The organism is Ruegeria sp. BHSA163 (assembly GCF_059613365.1).
Window position 1 is genome coordinate 24,732 of the sequence record NZ_JBXWSJ010000001.1, and the last position, 23,588, is coordinate 48,319.

General features: G+C 54.3%; 19 protein-coding genes. 8 read left to right on the forward strand and 11 right to left on the reverse strand.

Annotated features, from left to right (window positions below; genetic code table 11):
* Position 1: 1 nt before the first annotated feature.
* Both argF and AC2FNV_RS00155 read right to left on the reverse strand, forming a co-directional pair.
* A complete protein-coding gene (argF, locus tag AC2FNV_RS00150) occupies positions 2-928 on the reverse strand; it encodes an ornithine carbamoyltransferase (RefSeq protein ID WP_170604777.1) in 927 nt (308 codons plus the stop codon).
* A 71-nt stretch (positions 929-999) separates the two neighbouring features.
* Positions 1,000-2,187 (reverse strand): aspartate aminotransferase family protein, encoded by a 1,188-nt coding sequence (locus tag AC2FNV_RS00155; RefSeq protein WP_170604775.1) that lies wholly within the window; start codon positions 2,185-2,187, stop codon positions 1,000-1,002.
* Positions 2,188-2,481: 294 nt separating this feature from the next.
* Here AC2FNV_RS00155 and AC2FNV_RS00160 point away from each other — a divergent pair, with 294 nt between their 5' ends.
* Positions 2,482-3,375: a DMT family transporter gene (locus tag AC2FNV_RS00160; RefSeq protein WP_170604774.1), complete on the forward strand. Its 894-nt coding sequence runs from the start codon at positions 2,482-2,484 to the stop codon at positions 3,373-3,375.
* Here the strand turns inward: AC2FNV_RS00160 and AC2FNV_RS00165 are convergent.
* Entirely contained in the window at positions 3,357-4,160 is an 804-nt protein-coding gene (locus AC2FNV_RS00165) for an ABC transporter permease (RefSeq protein ID WP_170604772.1), read from the reverse strand. The genes AC2FNV_RS00160 and AC2FNV_RS00165 overlap by 19 nt on opposite strands.
* A 128-nt stretch (positions 4,161-4,288) precedes the next feature.
* Between AC2FNV_RS00165 and AC2FNV_RS00170 the strand changes: the two genes are divergently transcribed.
* Together AC2FNV_RS00170 and AC2FNV_RS00175 are read left to right on the forward strand one after the other, a co-directional pair.
* On the forward strand, positions 4,289-4,864 hold the full coding sequence (locus AC2FNV_RS00170; protein ID WP_170604770.1) for a GcrA family cell cycle regulator: 576 nt from the start codon (positions 4,289-4,291) through the stop codon (positions 4,862-4,864).
* 250 nt (positions 4,865-5,114) lie between these two features.
* Complete coding sequence (locus AC2FNV_RS00175; RefSeq protein WP_170604768.1) at positions 5,115-5,732, forward strand: hypothetical protein; 618 nt, start codon at positions 5,115-5,117, stop codon at positions 5,730-5,732.
* A 5-nt stretch (positions 5,733-5,737) separates the two neighbouring features.
* On the opposite strand, the gene AC2FNV_RS00180 is transcribed toward AC2FNV_RS00175, so the two are convergent.
* Together AC2FNV_RS00180 and AC2FNV_RS00185 are read right to left on the reverse strand one after the other, a co-directional pair.
* The gene (locus tag AC2FNV_RS00180) at positions 5,738-6,814 is read right to left on the reverse strand and encodes a T6SS phospholipase effector Tle1-like catalytic domain-containing protein (RefSeq protein WP_496772100.1); all 1,077 of its coding nucleotides are present in this window, start codon (positions 6,812-6,814) and stop codon (positions 5,738-5,740) included.
* On the reverse strand, positions 6,792-9,083 hold the full coding sequence (locus AC2FNV_RS00185) for a xanthine dehydrogenase family protein molybdopterin-binding subunit (RefSeq protein ID WP_170604764.1): 2,292 nt from the start codon (positions 9,081-9,083) through the stop codon (positions 6,792-6,794). Before AC2FNV_RS00185 ends, AC2FNV_RS00180 begins: the two co-directional genes overlap by 23 nt.
* Positions 9,084-9,258: 175 nt before the next feature.
* Here AC2FNV_RS00185 and AC2FNV_RS00190 point away from each other — a divergent pair, with 175 nt between their 5' ends.
* The 4 genes from AC2FNV_RS00190 (at position 9,259) to AC2FNV_RS00205 (ending at position 15,109) form a co-directional block, all read left to right on the forward strand.
* Positions 9,259-10,158, forward strand: coding sequence for a phytanoyl-CoA dioxygenase family protein (locus AC2FNV_RS00190; RefSeq protein WP_170610428.1), 900 nt, complete (start codon positions 9,259-9,261; stop codon positions 10,156-10,158).
* Between the two features lie 112 nt (positions 10,159-10,270).
* Complete coding sequence (locus tag AC2FNV_RS00195; protein ID WP_170610425.1) at positions 10,271-13,432, forward strand: valine--tRNA ligase; 3,162 nt, start codon at positions 10,271-10,273, stop codon at positions 13,430-13,432.
* A gap of 141 nt (positions 13,433-13,573) precedes the next feature.
* On the forward strand, positions 13,574-14,737 hold the full coding sequence (locus AC2FNV_RS00200; RefSeq protein WP_170604758.1) for a benzoate/H(+) symporter BenE family transporter: 1,164 nt from the start codon (positions 13,574-13,576) through the stop codon (positions 14,735-14,737).
* Between the two features lie 39 nt (positions 14,738-14,776).
* Entirely contained in the window at positions 14,777-15,109 is a 333-nt protein-coding gene (locus tag AC2FNV_RS00205; RefSeq protein WP_170604756.1) for a DnaJ family domain-containing protein, read from the forward strand.
* Here the strand turns inward: AC2FNV_RS00205 and AC2FNV_RS00210 are convergent, their stop codons facing one another.
* Both AC2FNV_RS00210 and AC2FNV_RS00215 read right to left on the reverse strand, forming a co-directional pair.
* Positions 15,110-15,892, reverse strand: coding sequence for a crotonase/enoyl-CoA hydratase family protein (locus AC2FNV_RS00210; RefSeq protein WP_170604754.1), 783 nt, complete (start codon positions 15,890-15,892; stop codon positions 15,110-15,112).
* A 65-nt stretch (positions 15,893-15,957) separates the two neighbouring features.
* Positions 15,958-17,028, reverse strand: coding sequence for an SMP-30/gluconolactonase/LRE family protein (locus AC2FNV_RS00215; protein ID WP_367648116.1), 1,071 nt, complete (start codon positions 17,026-17,028; stop codon positions 15,958-15,960).
* Positions 17,029-17,121: 93 nt separating this feature from the next.
* Here AC2FNV_RS00215 and AC2FNV_RS00220 point away from each other — a divergent pair, with 93 nt between their 5' ends.
* Positions 17,122-18,237, forward strand: a complete 1,116-nt coding sequence (locus AC2FNV_RS00220) for a pyridoxal phosphate-dependent aminotransferase (protein ID WP_170604752.1) — start codon at positions 17,122-17,124, stop codon at positions 18,235-18,237.
* Between the two features lie 41 nt (positions 18,238-18,278).
* Here the strand turns inward: AC2FNV_RS00220 and AC2FNV_RS00225 are convergent, their stop codons facing one another.
* From AC2FNV_RS00225 to zwf, 4 genes are read right to left on the reverse strand one after another with little or no spacing between them, the layout of a single operon-like run.
* Positions 18,279-19,475 (reverse strand): pyridoxal-phosphate-dependent aminotransferase family protein, encoded by a 1,197-nt coding sequence (locus tag AC2FNV_RS00225; RefSeq protein WP_170604750.1) that lies wholly within the window; start codon positions 19,473-19,475, stop codon positions 18,279-18,281.
* A gap of 51 nt (positions 19,476-19,526) precedes the next feature.
* Positions 19,527-20,162, reverse strand: a complete 636-nt coding sequence (eda, locus tag AC2FNV_RS00230) for a bifunctional 4-hydroxy-2-oxoglutarate aldolase/2-dehydro-3-deoxy-phosphogluconate aldolase (protein WP_170604749.1) — start codon at positions 20,160-20,162, stop codon at positions 19,527-19,529.
* A gap of 3 nt (positions 20,163-20,165) precedes the next feature.
* Complete coding sequence (gene edd / locus AC2FNV_RS00235; protein ID WP_170604747.1) at positions 20,166-21,971, reverse strand: phosphogluconate dehydratase; 1,806 nt, start codon at positions 21,969-21,971, stop codon at positions 20,166-20,168.
* 2 nt (positions 21,972-21,973) lie between these two features.
* On the reverse strand, positions 21,974-23,419 hold the full coding sequence (gene zwf / locus AC2FNV_RS00240; protein ID WP_170604744.1) for a glucose-6-phosphate dehydrogenase: 1,446 nt from the start codon (positions 23,417-23,419) through the stop codon (positions 21,974-21,976).
* Between the last annotated feature and the right edge of the window lie 169 nt (positions 23,420-23,588).

The window sequence follows — 23,588 nt, forward strand, 5'->3', positions numbered from 1 at the left end:
TTCAAACGCCAAGACACCACCGCATTACCGCCTTTTGCGCATGCAGTCGGTTTTCAGCCTCGTCAAATATGACCGAGTTGGGCCCGTCCATCACCTCGGACGTCACTTCTTCTTCGCGGTGCGCAGGCAGGCAATGCATGAACAGGGCATCAGATTTGGCATGGGACATGAGATCCGCGTTAACCTGATATGGCCTTAGCAGATTGTGCCGCCGTTCCTTTGCAGACTGAGAATCATGCATCGAAACCCAAGTGTCCGCGACGACAAGATCTGCGCCTTCAACGGCTTTATAGGGATCGCGCTCAATCACGATTTTTGATCCCTTTTGCCGTGCAAATCCCATGAAGTCCTCTTCGGGGTCAAACTGAGCCGGTCCGGTGAAGGTAAGGTCAAAACCGAATTGGCCAGCAGCGTGTAGGAAAGAGGCACATACATTGTTACCGTCCCCGGTCCAAACAACTTTCTTTCCCGCGATCGGACCTCGATGCTCTTCAAAGGTCAAAACATCTGCCATTATCTGGCAAGGATGGGTTCGGTCCGTCAGCCCGTTGATAACTGGCACATCCGCGTATTCCGCCATTTCCGTAAGAATGGATTCGTCAAATGTTCGGATCATGATCATGTCAACATAGCGCGACAAGACCCGGGCAGTGTCGGCAATGTTTTCTCCATGACCCAACTGCATGTCCTTGCCCGACAACATCATTGTCTGACCGCCCATCTGACGAACACCGACGTCGAAGGAAACGCGGGTCCGTGTCGAAGGCTTTTCGAATATTAACGCCACCATGCGGTCCTTTAGCGGCTGATCGTCATCAAGTGCCGCCTTCGGCCGTCCCAGACGAGCCTGTTTCATTGTGCTTGCCTGATTGATCATTGACCGCAAATCCGCTGTATCGGTCTTGTGAATATCTAGGAAGTGATTCATTTCGTTTCGCTTTTTACTGTTGGCGGACGGCAATAATCCGATCTCACATTTTAGTTTAGAAAGGAAAAAGATCAGGCCGTGGCCAGGCTGGATTCGATCTGCTTGGCTGCTTTTTCAAGGCGTATCATCGCTTGCGCAATGTCGTCTTCGGTCAAGGTCAGTGGCGGCAAGAGGCGGATCACGTTATCAGCTGCAGGCACCGTAATTACCTCATTGTCGTATCCTGCGTTGACCACATCAAGATTGTTAGGCTTGCATTTCAAACCCAGCATCAGGCCAGAGCCGCGCACTTCTTCGAACACATCTGGATGATCGGCAATAAGGCCTTCCAGTTTTTGCCGCAGCAGCCCTGATTTGCGGTTGACGCCATCCAAAAACGCCGGAGTGGCAACCTGATCGATTACCGCACAGCCCACAGCACAACCTAACGGATTGCCACCATAGGTCGAGCCATGCGTTCCGGCAGTCATACCGCTGGCCGCGTCTTCGGTGGCCAATACCGCGCCCAAGGGAAACCCGCCACCAATTCCCTTGGCGATCATCATGATGTCCGGCGTGACACCTGCCCATTCATGGGCAAAAAGTTTGCCTGTACGACCGACGCCGCATTGGACCTCATCAAGGATCAACAGCAAACCGTTGTCGTCACAAATCTGGCGCAGAGCTTTGAGTTCTCTATCGGGAACAGGACGGACTCCGCCTTCACCTTGAATCGGCTCGATCATAATAGCCGCAGTTTTTTCCGTAATTGCGTTTGTGACACCGTCCAAGTCGCCGAAAGCGATATGAACAAAACCAGGCAGCAGCGGGCCGAAGCCCTTGGTCATTTTCTCTGAACCGGCTGCAGCTATCCCGGCCGAGGACCGACCGTGGAACGAACCATCGAACGTGATAATCTCGACACGTTCAGTTTGGCCTTTGTCATAGAAAAACTTTCGAGCCATCTTGACGGCCAGCTCGCAAGATTCCGTACCCGAATTGGTGAAAAACACTGTATCGGCGAATGTGTGTTCTACCAACTTGTCTGCCAGCATCTTTTGCTGGGGGATATGATACAGATTCGATACATGCCAAAGAGCATGCGCCTGTTCTGTCAAAGCATTCACCAAGGCAGGATGGGCATGGCCCAGCGCGTTGACGGCAATGCCGGCGCCGAGATCCAGAAAACGTCGGCCATCTGCCTCGGTCAGCCAAGCGCCCTCGCCCTTCACGAATGTTAGAGGCGCACGATTGTAAGTAGGCAGAACGGACGGGATCATCGGATCATCCTTTCGGGTAAGATAAGCCTTGTGAGTGAAACACAAAGGCCGGGTTCGTCAACAGATTTGGTTGGGAATTTGCCATATTCTGATGGCACACAAAGATCAAACGGGCCGACTAAGCAACAAAGCGTCGGCGTCGAAGGAGCAGGATATTTGCGTGTTTGATCATGACGCGCCGTATAGCGAGAACAGATCACTGTGAAAACCCCGAAAATTACGTTGATCGAAATTCGATCAGCAAGGTGACATTCCCTCTTGCCATTTTCCACAGGCTAACGCACCGGATACCTCATGTTTGTAACTAAGCCGCAAAACCCACCCTTAGCAGCTTTGCTGATTCTCGCTGCAAGTGCATTTATTGCGGGAACGACGTTGTTAGCAAAGGCGCTCGGCACTGACGCTCTGGGTCCGGCTTTGCATCCATTTCAAATTAGCCACGGGCGTTTTTTGTTTGCGTTTTTCGTAATTGTAACTGCAGTTGCTTTATTGCGGCCAGAATTGCGCCGCCCGCATTGGGGTCTGCATATCGGACGAACGAGTTTTGGTTGGGTAGGGATTACCTTGATGTTCGCATCGGTCGCATTCATCCCAATCGCGGACGCCACCGCAATTTCATTTCTGAACCCGATTTTCGCTATGGTTCTCGCCATTCCGTTGCTCAAAGAAGGTGTCGGCCCTTGGCGATGGCTGGCAGCCGCCGTCGCGCTTTCCGGCGCACTAATTCTGCTGCGACCAACACCTGACAGTTTTCAGCCAGCCGCTCTGCTGGCTCTGGCAGCAGCTGCTGTTATCGGAATGGAATTAATTTTCATCAAAAAGCTTTCGGGGCGCGAAATTCCGATCCAGATATTGTTAATTAACAACGCGATGGGGCTGACAATCGCCACGGTCGCGGTGAGTTTCGTATTTCAGATGCCGACAACTGCACAATGGATTGCGTTGGCGGGAATTGGATTCTTGATGGCTTGCGCTCAGGCTTGTTTCGTCAACGGGATGGCGCGGGCGGATGCATCTTTTGTAGCACCGATCAGCTATGCGACTCTGATTTTTGCAGCTTTTTATGATTTCACAGTCTTCGGTGTGATTCCCGACCCGGTTACTCTGGTTGGGTCCGCCATTATCATGACAGGAGCTTTCATACTCGTCTGGCGCGAGGCAAGATTGCGTCAGGCCTTGAGCCGGTAACCAGTGCGAAGCATCTGCCAGGTGATTCCACACACCAAAAACGTTGCAAAAATGCAGATAGCGGTTCCCAGGTATGGTGAACTGTCAGACACGCCGATCATTCCATATCGAAGCCCGTCGATCAGATAAAACACAGGATTCACGTGGCTAATTCTGTTCAAAACGGGTGGTAGAGCCTGTACCGAATAGAACGTCCCAGACAGGAAAGCCAATGGAGTTACAATGAAATTGGTTATGGCCGCCATCTGGTCGAACTTGTTCGCGAATATTCCGGCAAAAAGCCCAAGCGCTCCCATGAAAGCGCCGCCAAGGATAACAAATACAAAGGAAAAAAGCGGGTTCTGAGGGACAAGGCCCAAAACGACAGCCAAGGCGACCGCAACGATAAGGGCGATCATAACACCACGTGCAATGGCTCCGGCCAGATATCCCAAAAGAATCTCGAGCGGCGATAGGGGTGGCATCAACGTGTCGACGATATTGCCCTGCACCTTGGCAATGACCATCGACGACGAAGTGTTTGCGAAAGCGTTCTGGATCACCGTCATCATCATTATTCCCGGTGCCAGAAAAATAAGAAAGGGCACTCCCATCACATCGGGCCTACCGGGACCTATGGCTATTGTGAAGATGAGCAGAAACAAACCAGCAGTGACCAATGGCGCCAAAAGCGTCTGAGTCCAAACCACGAGAAATCGCAGGGTTTCCCGTTTAGCTAGCGTGGAAAGCCCCATCCAGTTAACTCTGCCAAAACTGCGCGGAGTTTGTTTTGCAGGAATCTGCATTATCCGGCCCCAAAGTGATTCGAAGACTGCTTGTAACTCGGGACGCAGTGTTTACAATAGGTGACTGATACGAATTCCGAAGGCGGCCCGAATCCGGGGCCGCTTTCCCGCTTTTTGAAAGGCAACCCATGTCCTGGACTGACGAGCGCGTAGAACAGCTCAAAAAAATGTGGGGCGAAGGCCAGTCGGCTAGCCAGATCGCCAAGGAACTGGGCGGTGTCACCCGCAACGCCGTGATCGGTAAGGTGCACCGTCTGGGCCTGTCGAACCGTGCAACAGGCGCATCGCCGGCTAAATCCGAAACCAAGGAAAAACCAGCCCCAGCGCCTAAAGCAGAGGCTAAGCCAAAGCCCGCACCCAAGACTGAACCGGCACGTCCCTCTCCTTCCCCTGCGGCTGAAGCTAAACCCGCCGTTCCAGCCCGTCGTCAGATTATCCCGGCCGGTCAACCGTTACCGCCACAACCTTCGGCTAACGAGATCAGCCCAGAAGCATTGGCCAAGGTCAACGAAGTGGAAAAGAAGGCGAAGAAACTCTTGCTGATGGAACTGACAGAAAAGACCTGCAAGTGGCCAGTCGGCGACCCTGCGACCGAAGACTTCTGGTTTTGTGGCCTGCCAGTCGAGGCCGGCAAGCCATATTGCGAAGCACATGTAGGCGTTGCGTTCCAACCAATGAGTTCACGCCGCGACCGCCGGAGGTAGGGGCCAATCTGGATTCACTTCGGTATTAGCGATGTTGCACTAAAAATGACACTGACCGGCCATTAACCCTAAGGCTGATGGCCATTATCCCCAATTTTTTGATTGTCCAAGAGCATTCCCAATAAAGCTGTTTTTGAAACACAAAACTCTATACTGTGCATACGCAGCATTGATTTTCTTGGCGTATATACAGCCTATCAACCAGTCAGTGTTCGCGCCCAAGCTGCTCGGCACAACATTGTCGCCCTCAATGCAGGTTCTTTACCTTTTAGCTTGGCTTGCTCCCATTTTACCTCTCGTTATAGCGGGCCTGATGCTGATGGGGGTGCGTCTGATACCGTCCGCTATTGCCAATACTCTGGCATTCTTTTCCGCTATAATTGGGCTTTTCCTAACTGGAGTTTCATATTCACCGATTTGGCATGGCATAACCCTGACGATTGCTGTCGCTTCAAGCTTTCTCATTTGGTCAGGAAGAGACGGCAAAGTTCAACCGACTGGATTTGCGAAAGCGGGAATGGCGATTGCAACCGCTGCCGCGCTTTGGTCGCTACTCGCAATTCCTATGATTCTTATTCAGGCACGGGTAATTTCTGGCGGATTTCCGTATTGCATTGCAAATCACTGGCCATATTCGGAGATCAACACTTTCCACGAACTGCGAGGCTTCTCGTTCTATACGACAAGAACAGGCCTCAAAGACACGTCAAAGCAATTTTTGCACGGCGTCTTGGTTGTCAATCGCGAAATTGGGAGGTCTGAAGGTTTTGAGTACTTCAATTGGTCACCACGCAGGTATCGATTTGACCGCTTGAAAAATCCGCATCTGTTTCTTGAGCCAGTTACAGACGTCTGCATTCCCAACTAATCAATCTACTGCGCGGGATGTGATGGTAAATCCGGGATAGGTACCCATTTGGGCAGTTCGTCGGGTGAAACCGAGACGTGCAAGCGTTCAGACTGATCCCTTCCCACTTTTCGGTGCTTGCGAAGTAGGAATATCTTTCCCCAGCCCCTCCAGGTTCCCACGGATGGCGCGGCAGAGTCTGTAGGGAAACGGTCTCGCCAACCGTCGGGCAGTGGCAGGCCATGCAGTTCGGTCTTATCCAGCATCCATATAAGTGAGATGTTGCTCAGCGGACGGGCCTCCTCAAAACCGTTCAACTGACCGCCTACATCTCCATGAGTTCCCCGAAACCAAACCTGTTCAACGTGGCCCTTAAAGTCTGGGGTACATTGCCACAACACCGGTTCAAAAACTTCTCGAGTCTCGTCCAAAGCGATGGCGTGATATCCGTGACGCGTTGCCGGGCCAAGCTGGTGGTTGTGGAACGAGTGGCGTTCTTCGGTCCAGCGCCAAAGCAATGGCAGGCGCAAACCAAGCGCCTTGACCGTATCCCAGACGCCAACCATTTCGATAGAGATATTCTCATGGCAGAAAGCTTTGCTAAAAGTTGCCGCAGCTTCGCCATTGGAGTTGCATTCATAGTGACGATAGGCCTGCAGGATATTTCGTTCCGTCGCGTGCTCCGCCTTCAGCAAGCCAATCATATCGATTACACCCGCCAAACTGCGAACACCGTAAGCACCGCGCGAGTACCCGATGAAGAAAATCTTGTCGCCCGGCTTGTAGCGAGAGGCAAGATAACCGTAAGCACGCCGAATCTGTCGATTTATACCGCGTCCCATCATCACATCCAGCGAGGATTTCCAGCTTTCCCATTGCACGCCTGCCTCGTAGAAAACTGAAACTTTACTGCCCATTTCGCGACACAAACGCAGGGTTTGACCGGCGTGAGTTTCAAAACCCGGGTTCAGGGTCGACATCGTACCGTCAAGGATGATGACGTGGCTGACAGGTTCTCGGTGGCGTGTTTCTGCAGAATGCTCGGACCGCAAAGGCCTCCCGAGCCACCCCAGAACCTTTCTACTTAGCCGCGACAGAACCATCGTTCAGCAATTCCCATACCTTATGAGGAGTGAATGGCATATCCGCTTGCCGCACCCCAAAATCCCAGAGCGCATCTTGAACCGCGTTCGCCACGGCCGCTAATGCGCCTACGGTCCCCGCTTCGCCACAGCCTTTCATACCCATGGGGTTTGCAGTTGATGGAACGGGCGCCGAGGTGAACTTAATCATGGGTACGTCAGCGGCGCGGGGCAAGGCGTAGTCCATGAACGAAGCCGTGAGCAGTTGCCCTTGAGCATCATGCACAACATGCTCATTCAAGGCCTGTCCAATTCCCTGCACAACACCACCGTGGACTTGCCCCTCGGCCAGCAAAGGGTTGATAAGATTTCCAAAATCATCGACCACTATGTACCGCTCTACCCGAGACTCCCCGGTTTTGGGATCGATCACAACTTCGGCAACATGCGCTCCGTTTGGATAGCTACGCGCCTCCAATCTGGCGCGGGCCTCATGCTGTAACAGGTCACTTCGCCCGTCAGCCCGAGCCATTTCTGCGGCCTCGATCAGCGTGGGCGTCAGGTTAGAACCAGGCGCGCGAAATGTTTCATGATCGAATGTCAAAATGCTTTCCTCAACGCCCATTTTATCCGCAAGATAAGGCGTGAATGCGGCAATCATCGTGTCAATCGTGACCAAAGTAGCATTGCTTTGCGTTGTCACCGAACGGGAACCGCCGGTGCCACCACCCTGCGCCAACCTATCGCTATCGCCTTGCACGACATTGATCCGCTCAGCCGGAATTCCGGTCTGGTCTGAAAGGAACTGAGCGTAGACCGTTTCATGCCCCTGCCCGTTCGATTGGGTGCCGACATAAAGGTTTACAGTTCCATTTTCGCAAAACTCGACTTTGGCGCCTTCGTTGGGGTCGCCCAGAATGCTTTCGATGTAATAACATAAACCTTGTCCGCGGATCAGGCCTTGCTGGGCGTCTGCCGCCTTGCGTTGGGCAAAACCTTCGGACTGAGAGTTCGCGCGCGACAGGACCATGTCAAATTCTCCCACGTCATAAGTCTCACCAGTGGCGGATTCGTAAGGAAATGCATCTGGGCGGATGAAATTCCTCCGCCTCAACTCCCACGGGTCAATACTCAGTTCACGCGCGGCCCTATCAATAACCCGTTCAAGTACGTAGATCGCTTCGGGCCGACCAGCGCCACGATAGGCATCAACTTGAGTCGTATTGGTGTAAAACCCCTCAACCCGCAAATAGGTTGTTTGCACATCATAAACGCCCATTAAAACACGGCTGAAAAGGTTGGTTTGGATGGCTTGCGCGAAATGACTGTTATATGCGCCCAAGTTGCATCTGGAGTGTACCCGATAAGCAGTGATCTTGTAGTTTTGGTCAAATGCCAATTCTGCCAGTGAAGTCAGATCACGACCATGGTGGTCCGACAGCATCGCTTCGGATCGGTCAGACATCCAGTGAACAGTCTGCTTTAGCTGCATGGTGGCAACCGCGATCAAGAAATACTCGGGATAGGGCATCGCCTTCATGCCAAATCCGCCACCGACATCTGGAGTTGTCACACGGATCGAGTCTGGTTCCAGTTTTAGCTTATTGGCAAGTTGCGCCTTCATGCCCCAGACACCTTGTCCACCATAGGCAAAATGCAGGCGCTCTTCGAACCAAGTGGCCTGACAGCCACGTGGCTCGATCGAATTGACAATGACGCGGTTGTCGTGGACGTCCAACGAAACGGTATATGCGGCACTTTGAAATGCGGCCTCTGTCGCGGCTTCGTCTCCAAGCCCCCAATCAAACGCAAGATTGTCTGGCGCCTCGGGATGCAAGACCTCGCCTCCGGCCGCAACGTCCATCTTCGCCGGAAGATCGTCCGTCTCCATCCAGATTAGTTCGACCGCGTCTCGTGCCTGTATCGGCGTATCGGCAACGACGACAGCAACCGGCTCGCCAACAAACCGAACACGCCCTTTGGCCAGCATGTGCCGTTCGGGTCCCGCAGCTTGCGACCCGTCCCGATTGGCCACCGTCGTTGCACTCATTACAGTATCGATACCGGTGGAAACCAAATCTTCCCATGCCATCACCAAATGCACACCTTCTGACGCGCGTGCAGCTTCAAGATCTAGCGATGTGATTTTTGCATGTGCGACCGGGCTGCGAAAGAATGCCGCAAACAGAGCATTTTCAGGAACAGAGTCATCCATATAGGTGCCCTGCCCAGTCAAGAAACGCTGATCTTCGGTACGTTTGACGGGTTGGCTTTTTCCAAACTTTTCCATGGAGCAATCCTATGCCTGACTTTTGGCTGCGACCCTAGCGCGTGGTTTTCTCTTGTCCAGCGGCCTACAAAAATTATCGCCAGATAGCCTGATTGCGACACGCTTGTCTGAATTTGACGTGGCGCTGTACAATCCTTCTCATAGCATGAGCCTAAACCGGTATGTCGGAGGGCCCATGCCTGCTTCAGTTCCACTTTCAAATGGTCAATTAACCCATCAAGCGGTCTCAGATTACTGGGGAAACGGCTTTGTTTTTCCAATAACTGTGTTTTCGGAGGCGGAAACCGCGCGACTTCGTGACGAGCTGGAAGAAATTGAGGACAGTTGGCGCGAAGCTGACCTTCCGCTGCCATTGAATATGTACAAACGTGTCAACGCCCATGTGGTCATGCCGTCAGTAGCTCGTATAGCACTTGATCCCCGCGTTTTGGATGTTGTTCAAGGTGTCTTGGGGCCAGATATTCTGCTTTGGTCGGCGGAGTTGTTCATCAAAGAACCTCGAACCACCCAGGTCGTCGGAATGCATCAGGACCTGACCTATTGGGGTATGGGAGAAACGCCAGACCAACTAACCGCCTGGATCGCGCTGTCGCCAGCGACTGTTGAAAGTGGTTGTATGGATTTCGTCAAAGGCAGCCACAAAAACCCTATCCTTCCACACAACGACACTTTCTCGGACAACAACCTGCTGTCACGCGGTCAGGAAGTGGCCGTGGACGTTGCAGAAGAAGATAAAACTCATATCGAATTGCGACCGGGGCAAATGTCTTTGCACCATGGGTTGACGATTCACGGATCAGGTCCCAACGTTTCAAACGACCGCAGGATCGGTTTGGCAATCCGGTATTTAAACCCAAACGCGCAACAGAAAATTGCCGACCGCGATTATGCAATGCTGGCAAGAGGCAGCGATAAAGTAGGGAATTTCATCCAAATTCCGGCACCCACTGAATTGTTTTCTGCCGATGCTCTGAACCTGCATGCACAAATCCGCTTGGATCAAGCCAAAGCCATGGCGCAAGGCGCGTCTAAAAACCTACAGCTTTACGGATCTGAAGCATCAGCCAAAGCCTGAGTTTTTCAAACCCGTAGTTCAAAGCGGGAGGTTGCGCGCGGCCCCTTCCCCTTTTTGCGTCCATTCGTTATTGCAGGCGCTGACCCAAATTCGTTGACGCAGGACGCACCCGATGGCGATGGAAAAGACATTCAATGCGGCCGAGGCCGAGGCCCGGATATACAAGGCTTGGGAACAGGCTGAAGCCTTCAAGGCTGGCGCAAACAAATCACGCGACGAAAGCTTTACCATCATGATCCCGCCGCCGAACGTGACAGGCGCGCTGCATGTGGGTCATGCATTCAACAACACATTGCAAGACATACTGATCCGATGGCACCGCATGCGTGGGTTCGATACTTTGTGGCAGCCTGGACAGGACCATGCCGGTATCGCAACACAGATGCAGGTCGAAAAAATGCTTGCCGCTACTCAACAGCCCGGGCGACGCGAGTTGGGACGTGAGAAATTCCTTGAGAAAGTCTGGGAATGGAAGGGCGAGTACGGCGGCACGATCATAGAACAACTAAAACGCCTCGGTTCCTCGTGCGACTGGTCGCGCAATGCGTTTACTATGGCGGGGGCGGCGGGTGACCCGCGCACGGGGCATGAGAATTCGGCCAATTTCCACGATGCCGTTATAAAGGTATTCGTCGACATGTACGAAAAAGGCCTGATCTATCGCGGCAAGCGCCTCGTCAACTGGGACCCGCATTTCGAAACCGCGATTTCGGATCTTGAGGTTGAAAATGTCGAAGTCGCGGGCCACATGTGGCACTTCAAATACCCGCTGGCCGGGGGCGAGACCTATACCTATGTCGAAAAGGACGAGGACGGGAATATCATCCTCGAGGAAGAACGCGATTACATCTCGATCGCCACGACGCGCCCTGAAACCATGCTGGGCGACGGCGCGGTTGCGGTTCACCCCTCGGATGAGCGGTACGCTCCCATCGTTGGCAAGCTTTGCGAAATCCCGGTGGGCCCGAAAGAGCATCGCCGCCAGATCCCGATCATCACCGATGACTACCCTGATCCCGATTTCGGCTCGGGCGCGGTGAAGATCACCGGCGCGCATGACTTCAACGACAACATGGTCGCCAAGCGCGGCGGTATTCCGATGTACCGCCTGATGGATACCAAAGGCGCGATGCGGGCCGATGGCGCGCCTTACGCGGAAGAAGCGGACAAGGCTCAGGAATACGCGCGCGGCAAAGAGTTCACCGAGAACGAGATCGACGCGATCAACCTGATCCCCGATCACCTGCGCGGCCTCGACCGGTTCGAGGCGCGTGCGAAGGTGGTCGAAGAGATCACTGCTGACGGTCTGGCCGTGATGACCCGCGCGGATGATCCGCGCTTGGGATCAACCGCTTTGAAACCTGATCACGAAGGCGCGGACAAGCTGGTTCCGTTGGTCGAAAGCAAACCGATCATGCAGCCCTTCGGCGACCGTTCGAAAGTAGTCATAGAACCAATGTTCACCGACCAGTGGTTTGTCGACGCCGCCAAGGTCGTTGGCCCCGCGCTCGACGCGGTCAAGGACGGCACTGTCAAAATCATCCCCGAGTCGGGTGAGAAGACCTATTACCACTGGCTGGAAAACATCGAGCCCTGGTGCATCTCGCGCCAACTTTGGTGGGGGCACCAAATTCCTGTTTGGTATGGCCTGGACCTGTCGGCGGAAGATTTCATCGATGACGAGAACGACGGCAACCTGGATCTAGTCGAACTGGGTCGTTTGTTAAGCGAAGGCGGCATGCTGCACCGTGGCAATGTTATGGAATGCGCGCCCAGTTTCGATGCAGTGATTGAAAAGTTCACTGACGACAACGCTGACATTCCCAGCCCGCTAAGCCACGCCACCGTTATTGAAGTCGCGGACAAGCACGAGGCGATTCATCAATTCGCTGAAAGCCTGGCTCAATACGCAGTTGGGCAAGACCCAACCAAACTGATTTACCCGGTTTGGCGCGACCCTGACGTCCTTGACACATGGTTCTCCTCCGGTCTCTGGCCTATCGGCACACTTGGCTGGCCAGAGCAGACAGAGGAACTGCAGCGTTACTTCCCGACTGATATTTTGGTCACTGGGTTCGACATACTGTTCTTCTGGGTTGCCCGGATGATGATGATGCAGTTGGCCGTGGTACACAAAGTCCCATTCCACACCGTTTACTTGCACCAGCTAGTCCGCGACGAGAAGGGCAAGAAGATGTCCAAAACCACCGGCAACGTCATCGACCCGCTAGAGATCGTAGACGAATTCGGCGCCGACGCTCTGCGCTTTACCAATGCCTCGATGGCGGCGATTGGCGGCGTGCTGAAACTGTCCCGCGAACGCATCACCGGCTATCGCAATTTCGGTACCAAGCTTTGGAATGCCGTCCGTTTTGCCGAGATGAACGAAGTCTTTACCGACGCCGTTCCGCAGCTGGATGTAACCGACCTGAAACCTAAGGCAGCCGTAAACCGCTGGATTATCGGTGAAACCGCCCGTGTACGTGAAGAAGTTGACGCAGCGCTGGACAGCTACCGTTTCAACGATGCGGCAAATGGACTTTACGCCTTCGTCTGGGGTAAGGTCTGTGACTGGTATGTGGAGCTGTCCAAACCGCTGCTGCAAGGAGACGACACCGCGGCGCAGGCCGAAACTCGCGCCACCATGCGTTGGGTACTGGATCAGTGCATGGTCCTGCTGCACCCGATCATGCCCTTCATTACCGAAGAGCTTTGGGGCCTGACCGGCAACCGTGTCAAATTGGTTGTCCACGCTGACTGGCCGACCTATGTCGCCGCCGACCTGATTGACGCTGATGCGGATCAAGAGATGAACTGGGTCATCTCATTGATCGAAAACACCCGCTCGGCCCGCGCGCAGATGCGGGTACCTGCTGGCCTATACGTGCCGATGCTGGTGACCGAGATCGATGCGAACGGCCAGGTCGCTTGGGACCGCAATGAGACGCTGATCAAACGACTGGCGCGGATCGACAGCTTGACTAAGTCGGATGAACTACCCAAAGGCACGATCTCAATCGCAGCACCCGGCGCTTCTTTCGGCCTACCGTTGGCGGATATCATCGACATCGGCGCGGAAAAAGAACGGTTAGAGAAAGCAAAAGGCAAGCTTGCCAAAGAACTGGGCGGATTGCGTGGGCGCCTGAATAATCCCAAATTCGTGGCTTCGGCACCGGAGGAAGTGGTTGAGGAAGCCAAAGCCAACCTCGCGGCCCGTGAAGAAGAAGAGGCGAAGTTGAACGAGGCGCTTGCGCGTCTGGCCGAAATCGCCTGATATTTTGTATTCGTAGTTCAGAAATCTATACAACCCCGCCGGACAAGCTTCGGCGGGGCTTTCATTTCAACCAATCATTTACCCCTGTTCACCCCTGCTTGCGATTGATAGCACAAGCCAGTGACAACTCCCGAGGTCAAGATGGCGCTATCTCTTCCCCCGATACAAACCATTTCGACCGGACTGGTGGTGGCCGTTGTCGGTTTCTTCAGCTCGTTCCCGATTGTTCTGCAAGGTCTTGACGCTATGGGCGCATCATCTTCCCAAGCTGCCTCTGGCCTATCAATGGCAGCAGTGGCGATGGGGTTGACGGCGATCATTCTCAGCCTTTGGTACAAAGAACCGATTAGCGTCGCTTGGTCCACGCCGGGGGCCGCTCTTCTGGCTGTTTCCGCCACGCCTGCCGCGGGCTTTTCGGGGGCGGTCGGCGCATTTTTGTGCGCAGGTGCGCTAACATTTCTCGCTGGATTATGGCGCCCACTTGGTCGTTTGGCAGCAGCAATACCGACAACTTTGGCGCAAGCAATGTTGGGCGGTGTGTTGCTGCCATTATGCATAGTGCCCTTTAAAGCGGCAGTCGAAATGCCGTGGCAGGTGTTACCCGTCATCGTAACATGGTTCGTCGCCGGGCGGATCAACAGGTTAATTGCAGTTCCGTCAGCTGTGATAGCGGCCGCAATCGTCGTGGTCCTCAGCGCCGGGAACAATTCAGTCAGCCCCGAACAGCTGGCGGCTGTTCCCGTTTGGACGATGCCGACCTTTTCGGTAGCTTCCGCCATTGGGATAGGCCTTCCCCTGTTTATCGTCACAATGGCCACACAAAACATCCCTGGCATCGCGGTAATGCGAAGCTTCGGCTATGCTCCCAACCCGGGCAAACTGTTTTCGGCTGTCGGTGGCGCGAGCATTCTGTCTGGTCCTTTCGGTGCCCCTGCGACCTGTCTGGCCGCTATAACCGCTGCGATGTGTTCCAATGAGGATAGCCATCCAAATCCAACCCAGCGCTATTGGTCAGCGTTTATGGCCGGTGTTTTTTATTGCCTATTTGGTGTCTTCGCGGTTGCCATTACTGGATTCGCGGCGCACGCAGATCCCTTACTGATGGGCACCCTGACAGGCGTCGCGCTAATTGGCGTAATGGCCAATTCGATCTTTGCGGCACTTGAAGTCCCTGCCGAGCGCGAAGCAGCTATTCTGACTTTTGCGATTACCGCGTCGGGTATCACTGTCTTCGGGCTTGGCGCTGCTGTCGTGGGTCTTTTAGCAGGTGGCGCCGCATACCTTGTGACCAACCGAGTTCGTTGAGTGCTTTTACCCTGACCGACTGTCAGGTATTATTTGATTATGCTTGGATCATTAGGAAAGCTGGTGGAACGCCAGATCAAGAAAGCACAGGCCGAAGGTCAGCTAAAGGGACTGGAAGGCGAAGGTAAGCCTTTACCAGATCGCTCGCCCGAAGCGCTTTCAGATCCCGCGATTGCCGCAGGCCATCGGATCATGGCGCAAGCCGGTGTTTTGCCCGAGGAATTCGAGATCAAAAAAGAATTGGACGCTGCCCGAAAAGTTTACCCAAAAATAACCGATCCAGATGCTCGAAAGACCGCGATGGCGAAAATTGCTGATCTTGAGATGCGGTATCACCTGGCCAGGGACGCTAGACGCGCATTTCTGCGATAGTCATTTGAACTCTGGTTTGCGGCCTTGCATGTGCGCTGAAACGACCTCGATTTGATCAGGTTTTCCGATTAATTCAACTTGTTCCGCAGATTCCTCCAGTAAAACTTCAGCTCGGGATTTGCTTTCTGCAATCTCGACTAAACGTTTAGCCGCCCGAATAGCAGAAGGGCTCTTACCTGCAATGTCTTCGGCCAACGCAAGCGCTTCGGTCATGGGATCATCTGACAGCTTGGTGATCAGCCCCCATTCTGCCGCCTGCGACGCTCCTATTGGGCGCGCAGTATAGGTGAGCAGTCGTAAAACGTCAGATCGAACAAGCTGGGGCAACAACACCATGCCGCCCATATCAGGGATGATGCCCCATTTCATTTCCATCAAGGCCAACTTGGCGTCGGGGTGGGCAATTCGTACATCTGCACCAAGCGCGATCTGCAACCCACCGCCATAGGCCACGCCCTTTATGGCACAAATTACCGGCACAGGTACGCGGCGCCAAACCATAGCAAGTTCCTGCATCTCATTGGTGTCACCATGACTGCGCGTCATCAGCCATTCGGTGGGATCGGTATGCGCCATGCCTGCGAAACTGGCCATATCCAGCCCCGCGCAGAAGCTTTTGCCCTCACCTGACAAAACAACGGCTCGGGCCTCTGAGGCCGCAACCTCCTGCCCTGCAGACAAGATCGCTTTTATCATCGCATCATCCAGCGCATTCATCTTGTCGCCGCGGGTCAGCGTTACAACCGCGATGTGATCTTTGTATTCAACAGAAACGCGCGCCATCAGAAACTCCTAAACCGTATTTCTTGCACCTTGCCCTGAAAGTTCGGCGCGATTCCACTGCGACGTCAGGGCATCTGCGATACTGGCATCCGGCCGAACCAAGGAGAGTCCAGTGTCATGACATAGAACTGATCGCCAACGATTTTGCCACCTGTGGTGATACCCAACCGTCCATCAGGGTCCTGCAGGGTTCGCAATATTTTACCATCGCCGTCAAAGTGCACCAACATACCGCGATGAATTGGTGCGGGTCGAACCATTGGACCCAATCTCCAAACCACTTTGCGCAAAAATGGATATGGCATCAGAACCTCGGACGGTACTCGGGGGCTGGCAAAGGCCATCCAATAGGTACCATCGCCCTGCGCCTCGATGTTGTCAGGATAGCCGGGAAGGTTATCCAGCAAAACCTCGGTTGTCCCCTCTTTGGGCCCTTTCAGCCAGTGTTTATGGAGCCGGGCTCTCCCCGTTTCGGCAATCAACAGGAAATCTTCTTCCGGGGAAAGGGCGACGCCGTTAGTGTAAACGAAACCTTCTGCAATTTTTACAGTGGTCCCGCCGGGATCATGGCGTGCTACGTAGCCGCTTTCGGATTGCTCCCATATCGTCAGGACTGACGTTGGTTTCGTGCCGCCCATGGTTTCCGGGTCGAACCGGTCAGATGAGTTCGAAAAGTAGATGGTGCCATCCTTGGCCGCCGCCAACTGGTTTGCGTATATTACTGGGTTCCCATCAATTTCGGAGACGACATTTCGCAATGTGCCCGGTCCGTCCCATCGCATCACACCGCGAAAACTGTCAGCTATGTAAAGTGCTCCATCTGGTCCAGCATGAAGACCAAGGGGACGCCCACCCAGATTGTCAATTTCTACCAAAGAGTTACCGTCAATCCGATACAAGTTCCCTGAAAGGCTGGTGGTATAGACAGCGCCGTCCGGCAGAACCGCTATATCTTCGGGGCCGACTTCGCCTGGCGGCAAGTTGACCAGTTCCAATTTATCCAATGCTGCGTTTTCTGCATAATCACCTGAAAAGCCGGGTGGATCTGGAAATTCATAGGCGATGGGAGCCACCGGAACCGGCCAGAGGAACAAATACATTACTCCGATTATCAATAAGCCGAATACAATCCGCACATACGGCCCTCCTTCTAAGTTGCTTACAGATTGTAGCTCGTCAATGCAGCATGCAAGGTTGCCGGGAAAGCTACCTTGCGTTTATCTGCCTGCATGAACAATCCGCGTTATACATCTCTTGCCGAATCCCTTCCAGCAACCGTGCCATTCGTTGGCCCAGAGGCACAAGAACGTCGACGAGGCGCCCCGTTTGTGGCGCGGTTGGGCGCAAACGAAAGCGTTTTTGGCCCTTCGCCTCGGGCGGTTCAAGCGATGCAGCAGGCAACTGCCGATATTTGGATGTACGGCGATCCAGAAAATCATGATTTGCGCCATGCGCTGGCCGAGTTTCACGAGGTGGAACCCGAAAACATCGTTGTGGGTGAAGGCATCGATGGATTGCTGGGCTATCTGGTGCGGTTGATGATTGCTCCCGGTGATACGGTTGTTACATCTGACGGTGCTTATCCGACATTCAACTACCACGTTGCCGGGTACGGTGGCGACATCCACAAAGTGCCTTATTCAGATGACCGCGAAGACCCGAACAAGTTGTTTGCCAAAGCGTCAGAGGTGGATGCCAAGCTGGTTTACCTGGCAAACCCCGACAACCCTATGGGAAGCTGGCATTCCGGTTCGGACGTCATGACCGCATTGGACGCGTTACCCGACGGCTGTCTGTTGGTATTGGATGAGGCCTATGTAGAATGCGCGCCGCCGGGCACTGCCGCAAAGATCGCAAAAGACGATACGCGTGTTATACGGTTGCGTACTTTTTCAAAGGTCTACGGCATGGCTGGCGCACGGGTTGGATATGCTATCGGCGCACCGGAGTTGATCGAAGCCTTCAACAAAGTTCGAAATCATTTTGGAATGAACCGAGTCGCTCAGGTGGGTGCGTTGGCGGCATTGCGGGACCAAATTTGGCTGACTGAAGTGCAAGGTCACATCGCAAGAGCGCGAGATCAGATAGACAAAATAGCCCGTTCCAACGGTCTGAAGCCGTTGCCTTCGGCCACAAATTTTGTGGCCATCGATTGCGGGCGTGATGGCGCCTTTGCCAAGACAGTTCTGGATGAGCTTGTGAAACAGGAAATCTTCGTCCGAATGCCTTTCGCCTCGCCACAAAACCGCTGTATCCGTGTTAGTTGCGGTGAACAGTCGGACATGGATGCATTTGCCAAAGCTTTGCCTCTGGCGCTTGCCGCAGCGTCGGGTCTGAACACTTGAAACAGACCAAACTAGATCACAGCCGACTTCCCGAACGCTCGTTAACTCTGTTTCGCTAATACCAAGGCAGCAGCTTCGACAGCTCCCGAACCTCTTGGTATGTCCAGCGCGGCCATGCCCGTCTCGATACTTGCAAGCATCGCCAGGATCATTTGACCGTTAACATGACCCATGTGTCCAAGACGAAAGCAAGACTCCTTGTCCTCCATGCCAAGGCCAATGCCAAGGGTCAGGCCTAATTGATCCTTGCAATAGTTTCGCAATGCCGTGCCTCGCCCTTCGGTCAGGCGCAATGCAGTTACCGCGTGGCTGCGATGCGTCGGCTCATCAACATTAATTTGAAGTGCGCCACCCTCGGACCAACGTTCACACGCAACCCAAACAGCCTTTGCCAATTGCCGGTGACGAGCCCAAATGTGTTCTATCCCTTCGCCGTGTATCAAGTCCAAAGCGGCACGCAAACCGTACAGGTGTTGCGTCGGCGCCGTTCCATTAAAAAACTGGTAAAACTGATCAGGGTTTGAGCGCGGTTGCCAGTCCCAGTATTTCGAAACACGGGGCATCTGTGCGCGTCTAGCCTGCGCTTTGTCGTTGAAAAAAACAAAACCAACCCCGGCAGGTGTCATCAACCCCTTCTGACATGCCGTCACCATCACGTCGACGCCCCAGGCATCCATTTCAAACCGATCGCAGCATAATGACGCTATGCAATCTGCCATCAACAAGGCAGGGTGATCCAACTCGTCCAATAAATCGCGCAACGCGGGAATGTCGTTTCGGATCGAGCTGGAAGTGTCCACATGCACCGCCAATACAGCCTTGATATCATGCGCAGAATCCTCACGCAGTGTTTCTGCAATCTGGTCAAAATCCCAAGGTGACGACGTGCCAAAGTCGATGAGTTTGACTTGCGCCCCAATTCCCGCCGCCATTTCGGCCCATCCGTGAGCAAACAATCCCGATGCCGGGGCCAGTACAATGTCGCCCGGAGCTATAACATTGGAAAGCGCTGCCTCCCAAGTACCGTGACCGTTGGCAATATAGATCGCGACTTGGTGGTCAGTGCGCGCAACGCCGCAAAGATCACGGGTCAGATCAGGCATCATGTCGATCAGTTCGCCTTCATAAATGTTAGGCGACGCGCGGTGCATGGCCTGCAAAACAACGTCAGGCATGACTGAGGGGCCGGGAATGGCCAAATACTCGCGTCCCTGCGCGAGAGAGATGGGATTTTTCATGGGATCAACCTGTTTGAATTGACGCTAACCCTAACGAAGGTTCCAGCGGCGTCAATCCATCAGCTTTGATGCCTCTTGGGCAAGCGCCTCAATTCCAAACCAATCGCCGTCAATAACCATCTGTTTGGGCGCCACCCAGCTACCGCCGGCACAAACCACATTGGGGAGGGATAAATAATCCTTTGCGTTCGCAGTGGAAACGCCGCCGGTGGGACAAAAGCTAATTTGTGGTAACGGCGCGCCGATGGCTTTCAGCGCGGGCACCCCTCCGGAGGCTTCAGCCGGGAAAAACTTAAGCATGTCGTATCCCTGCTCCAAAAGATGCATCGCCTCGCTGCACGTGGCTGCGCCGGGCAACAGCGGCAGGCCTTCTGCCTCACACGCAGCGATTAACGCGTCCGTAGCGCCGGGCGAAACACCGAACTGAGCCCCTGCCTCTTTAGCGTTGCATACATCTTCGGGGGTAATCAGGGTCCCGGCGCCTACCACACCGCCTGGCACTTGGGCCATCGCACGGATTACATCCAGTGCTGCGGGGGTGCGCAAAGTAACCTCAAGGGCCGGCAACCCGCCAGCGACCAATGCTTCGGCCAGCGGACTGGCCTGTGCAGCATCCTCGACAACCAAAACCGGGACGATCGGGGCAAGCGAGCAAATTTCGCGGGTGCGATCTGTCTTTGATGTCATTTGTCAGGCTCCAAAAATACTGGCACCAGCGTCGGCAGAACCGACGGCGTTACGGAATGCTCCAAAAAGGTCTCGACCCACCCCGAGTTGATTGGCCGACAAGTCAGCCGTCGCCGAAGCGCGGTCGAGAACACCGGGCGTCAAAATCTCCAGCTCTCCCTTAACGGCATCCACGCGCAGAACATCACCGTCGCATAGGCGAGCTATAGCTCCGCCATCCAGCGCTTCGGGGCAGACATGGATCGCTGCTGGAACCTTTCCGGACGCCCCCGACATGCGGCCATCGGTGACCAGAGCCACCTTTTGTCCACGCCCCTGCAGTATCGAAAGGATTGGCGTTAACGAGTGCAGCTCGGGCATTCCATTTGCCTTTGGCCCCTGAAAGCGAACAACGACAATGACGTCATCGGTGAATTCTCCGGCTTTGAATGCGGCTTTGACATCGTCCTGATCATGAAACACACGCACGGGCGCCTCAACAACTTGATGTTCAGGGGCAACAGCCGAGACTTTCATAACACCGGTGCCGAGATTGCCGGTCAAGCGTGACAGACCACCGGTGGGTTGAAACGGGTCCGATGCCGGGCGGACGATCTTTTCGTTCAAACTGTGGCCCGCGCCGTCTTGCCAAGCAAGCTCTCCGTCGATCAGCTTGGGTTCTTGCGTATAACGATGCAGACCCTGCCCCGCCACGGTAAGTGTGTCAGGGTGCAACAGGCCATCATCCAATAAGGTGCCGATCGCGAAACCCAAACCTCCTGCCGCGTGGAAATGATTCACATCGGCCAACCCGTTTGGATAAACACGCGCGACCAATGGTACAACGGCAGAAATTTCAGAAAAATCATGCCAATCCAGAACGATACCCCCTGCCCGCGCCATCGCAATCAAGTGGATAAGCAGGTTCGTTGACCCTCCGGTGGCCATTAAGCCAACAATCCCGTTCACAAAAGCGCGTTCATCGAGAATCTGACAGACAGGCGTGTAATGATTGCCCAGCGCGCTGAGAGACAATGCACGCCTGGCGCCTTCCTCGGTCAACGCGTCACGCAAGGGTGTGTTAGGATTAACAAAGCTCGAGCCTGGCAGGTGCAGACCCATGAACTCCATAAGCATTTGGTTGGTGTTGGCGGTTCCGTAGAAGGTGCAAGTACCCGGTCCGTGATAGGCGGCCATTTCGGCCTTCATGAGTTCCTCGCGGCCAACTTCGCCTGCAGCGAATTTCTGGCGAACCTTGGCTTTTTCATCATTCGGTAAGCCGCTGGTCATTGGACCCGCGGGCAAAAATACAGCAGGAAGATGGCCAAATGCCTGCGCACCGATCACCAGTCCCGGTACAATCTTGTCACACACCCCCAGAAAAACGGCAGCGTCATAGGTGTTGTGGCTGAGCGCAACTCCTGTCGCCAAAGCAATCACATCGCGGGAAAAAAGGGATAATTCCATCCCTGCCTCGCCCTGTGTGACGCCATCACACATCGCCGGGACACCACCGGCCACCTGCGCTGTACCACCAGCAACACGGATAGCCTGGCGAATAAGTTCAGGATAACGTTCGAACGGTTGATGCGCAGAAAGCATGTCATTGTAGGCGGTTACAATGCCCAGATTGCCCGCGGTGCTCGTTGCCATGGCTTGTTGATCTTCGCCGGCCCCGGCGTAAGCGTGGGCTTGACCGCTGCAGGACAAATGTCCTCGGGCGGGGCCCTTGGACTTCGCTTGCTCCATCCGTTCCAGGTGCGGACCACGCAATGGCGCGCTGCGATCGATGATCCGTTGGGTTACATCGGCAATGACTGAATGAACCATTCCTAACCTCCGATTTGACGCCAGCGGCGTCCGTCCCGATGCATTAGCATCAACGCCTCTTCTGGCCCGGAACTTCCCTGATCATAACGCGAAGGCCGATCGCCGCGTTCTTCCCACCCACGAATGATCGGGTCCACCCAGGCCCATGCAGCCTCAGCCTCGTCCCCACGCATGAACAATGTCTGGTCACCGCGGATCACGTCCATCACCAACCTCTCATAGGCGTCAGGCGCCCGGGCCTCGTCACCCAGTGCGTCAGCGAAACTCATGTCCAGAGCTACGTCAGAAAGGCGGAAACCTCCCGGTCCGGGGTCTTTGATTGTAGTGCGCAAGGTGATGCCCTCGTCTGGTTGCAAGCGGATCACAAGCACGTTGCCCTGCAAGGGACCAACATTCGGGAAAATCGTATGTGGCGGGTCGCGAAAGAACACGGCAATCTCAGACTCACGAGCACGCAATCGCTTGCCAGTTCTTAAATAGAAAGGAACCCCGGCCCAGCGCCAGTTACCAACATGCACTTTGAGCGCAATGAAGCTCTCGGTACGGCTGGACGGATTGCCGACGTGATCGACATAGCCGCCTTCACCTTTTTCCGCGCGGTACTGACCGCGTGCGATATCGGCTTGCGCGACGGGTTCCAGCGCCTCAATAACTTTGACCTTTTCATCGCGCACGGAGTTAGGTGCAAACTTAGAGGGAGGTTCCATCGCGGTAAGGCAGAGCAGCTGAACTAAATGGTTCTGAATCATGTCACGCATGGCACCGGACTGATCATAGTAAGCCCCACGCCCCTCGACACCGACCGTTTCTGCCACTGTGATTTGAACATGGTCTATGTGGGTCGCGTTCCAAAGCGGCTCGAACAGAGAGTTTGCAAAACGTAAAGCCATTAGGTTCTGGACGGTTTCCTTACCCAGATAGTGGTCAATGCGATAAATCTGATGTTCTTCGAAACAAGCGCGCAGCCCCAGATTCAACGCTTGAGCTGATGCCAGATCGTGGCCAAAGGGTTTTTCAACCACAATGCGGCTGTCCTTAGTGGCCAGGCCATGGTCGTTCAGACTTTGGGCGATGCCCGAAAATAAGCTGGGCCCGACTGAAAGGTAAAATGCACGCACGACTTTCGGACGCAAGGTTTTGGTCAGCTCCGCCCAGCCAGCTTCACCTAATGCGTCTACCGGAACATATTCCACGCGGTTCAAAAACTGATCCAAAGTTTCTTTTTTGAATTCAGGGGCGAAATCTTGCATAGACCTCCGCACCAATTCCCGGAAACCATCGCTGTCCATATCGGAACGCGCAGATCCGATTATTCGAGCGTCCTCAGGCATCTGGCCGACTTCGAAACGATGGTAAAGCCCCGGCAAGATTTTGCGTTGCGCCAAATCACCTGTCGCGCCGAATAATACCAGGTCAAACGGATCCACTGGAATTACGCGTGAAACCATTTCAGGCTCCTCTTCGAGTTCGTGTATTCAGCTTAACGCGACATATTACGTAAGCATGAACCGGATGGAGTGCATTATAGCATCTACACCGCCAATTGTTATCGCTAACATTCACCGAATGAATAGAAAGGTGGCACGCAAAAAGCAAGCTGGAAATCGGGAAAATGCA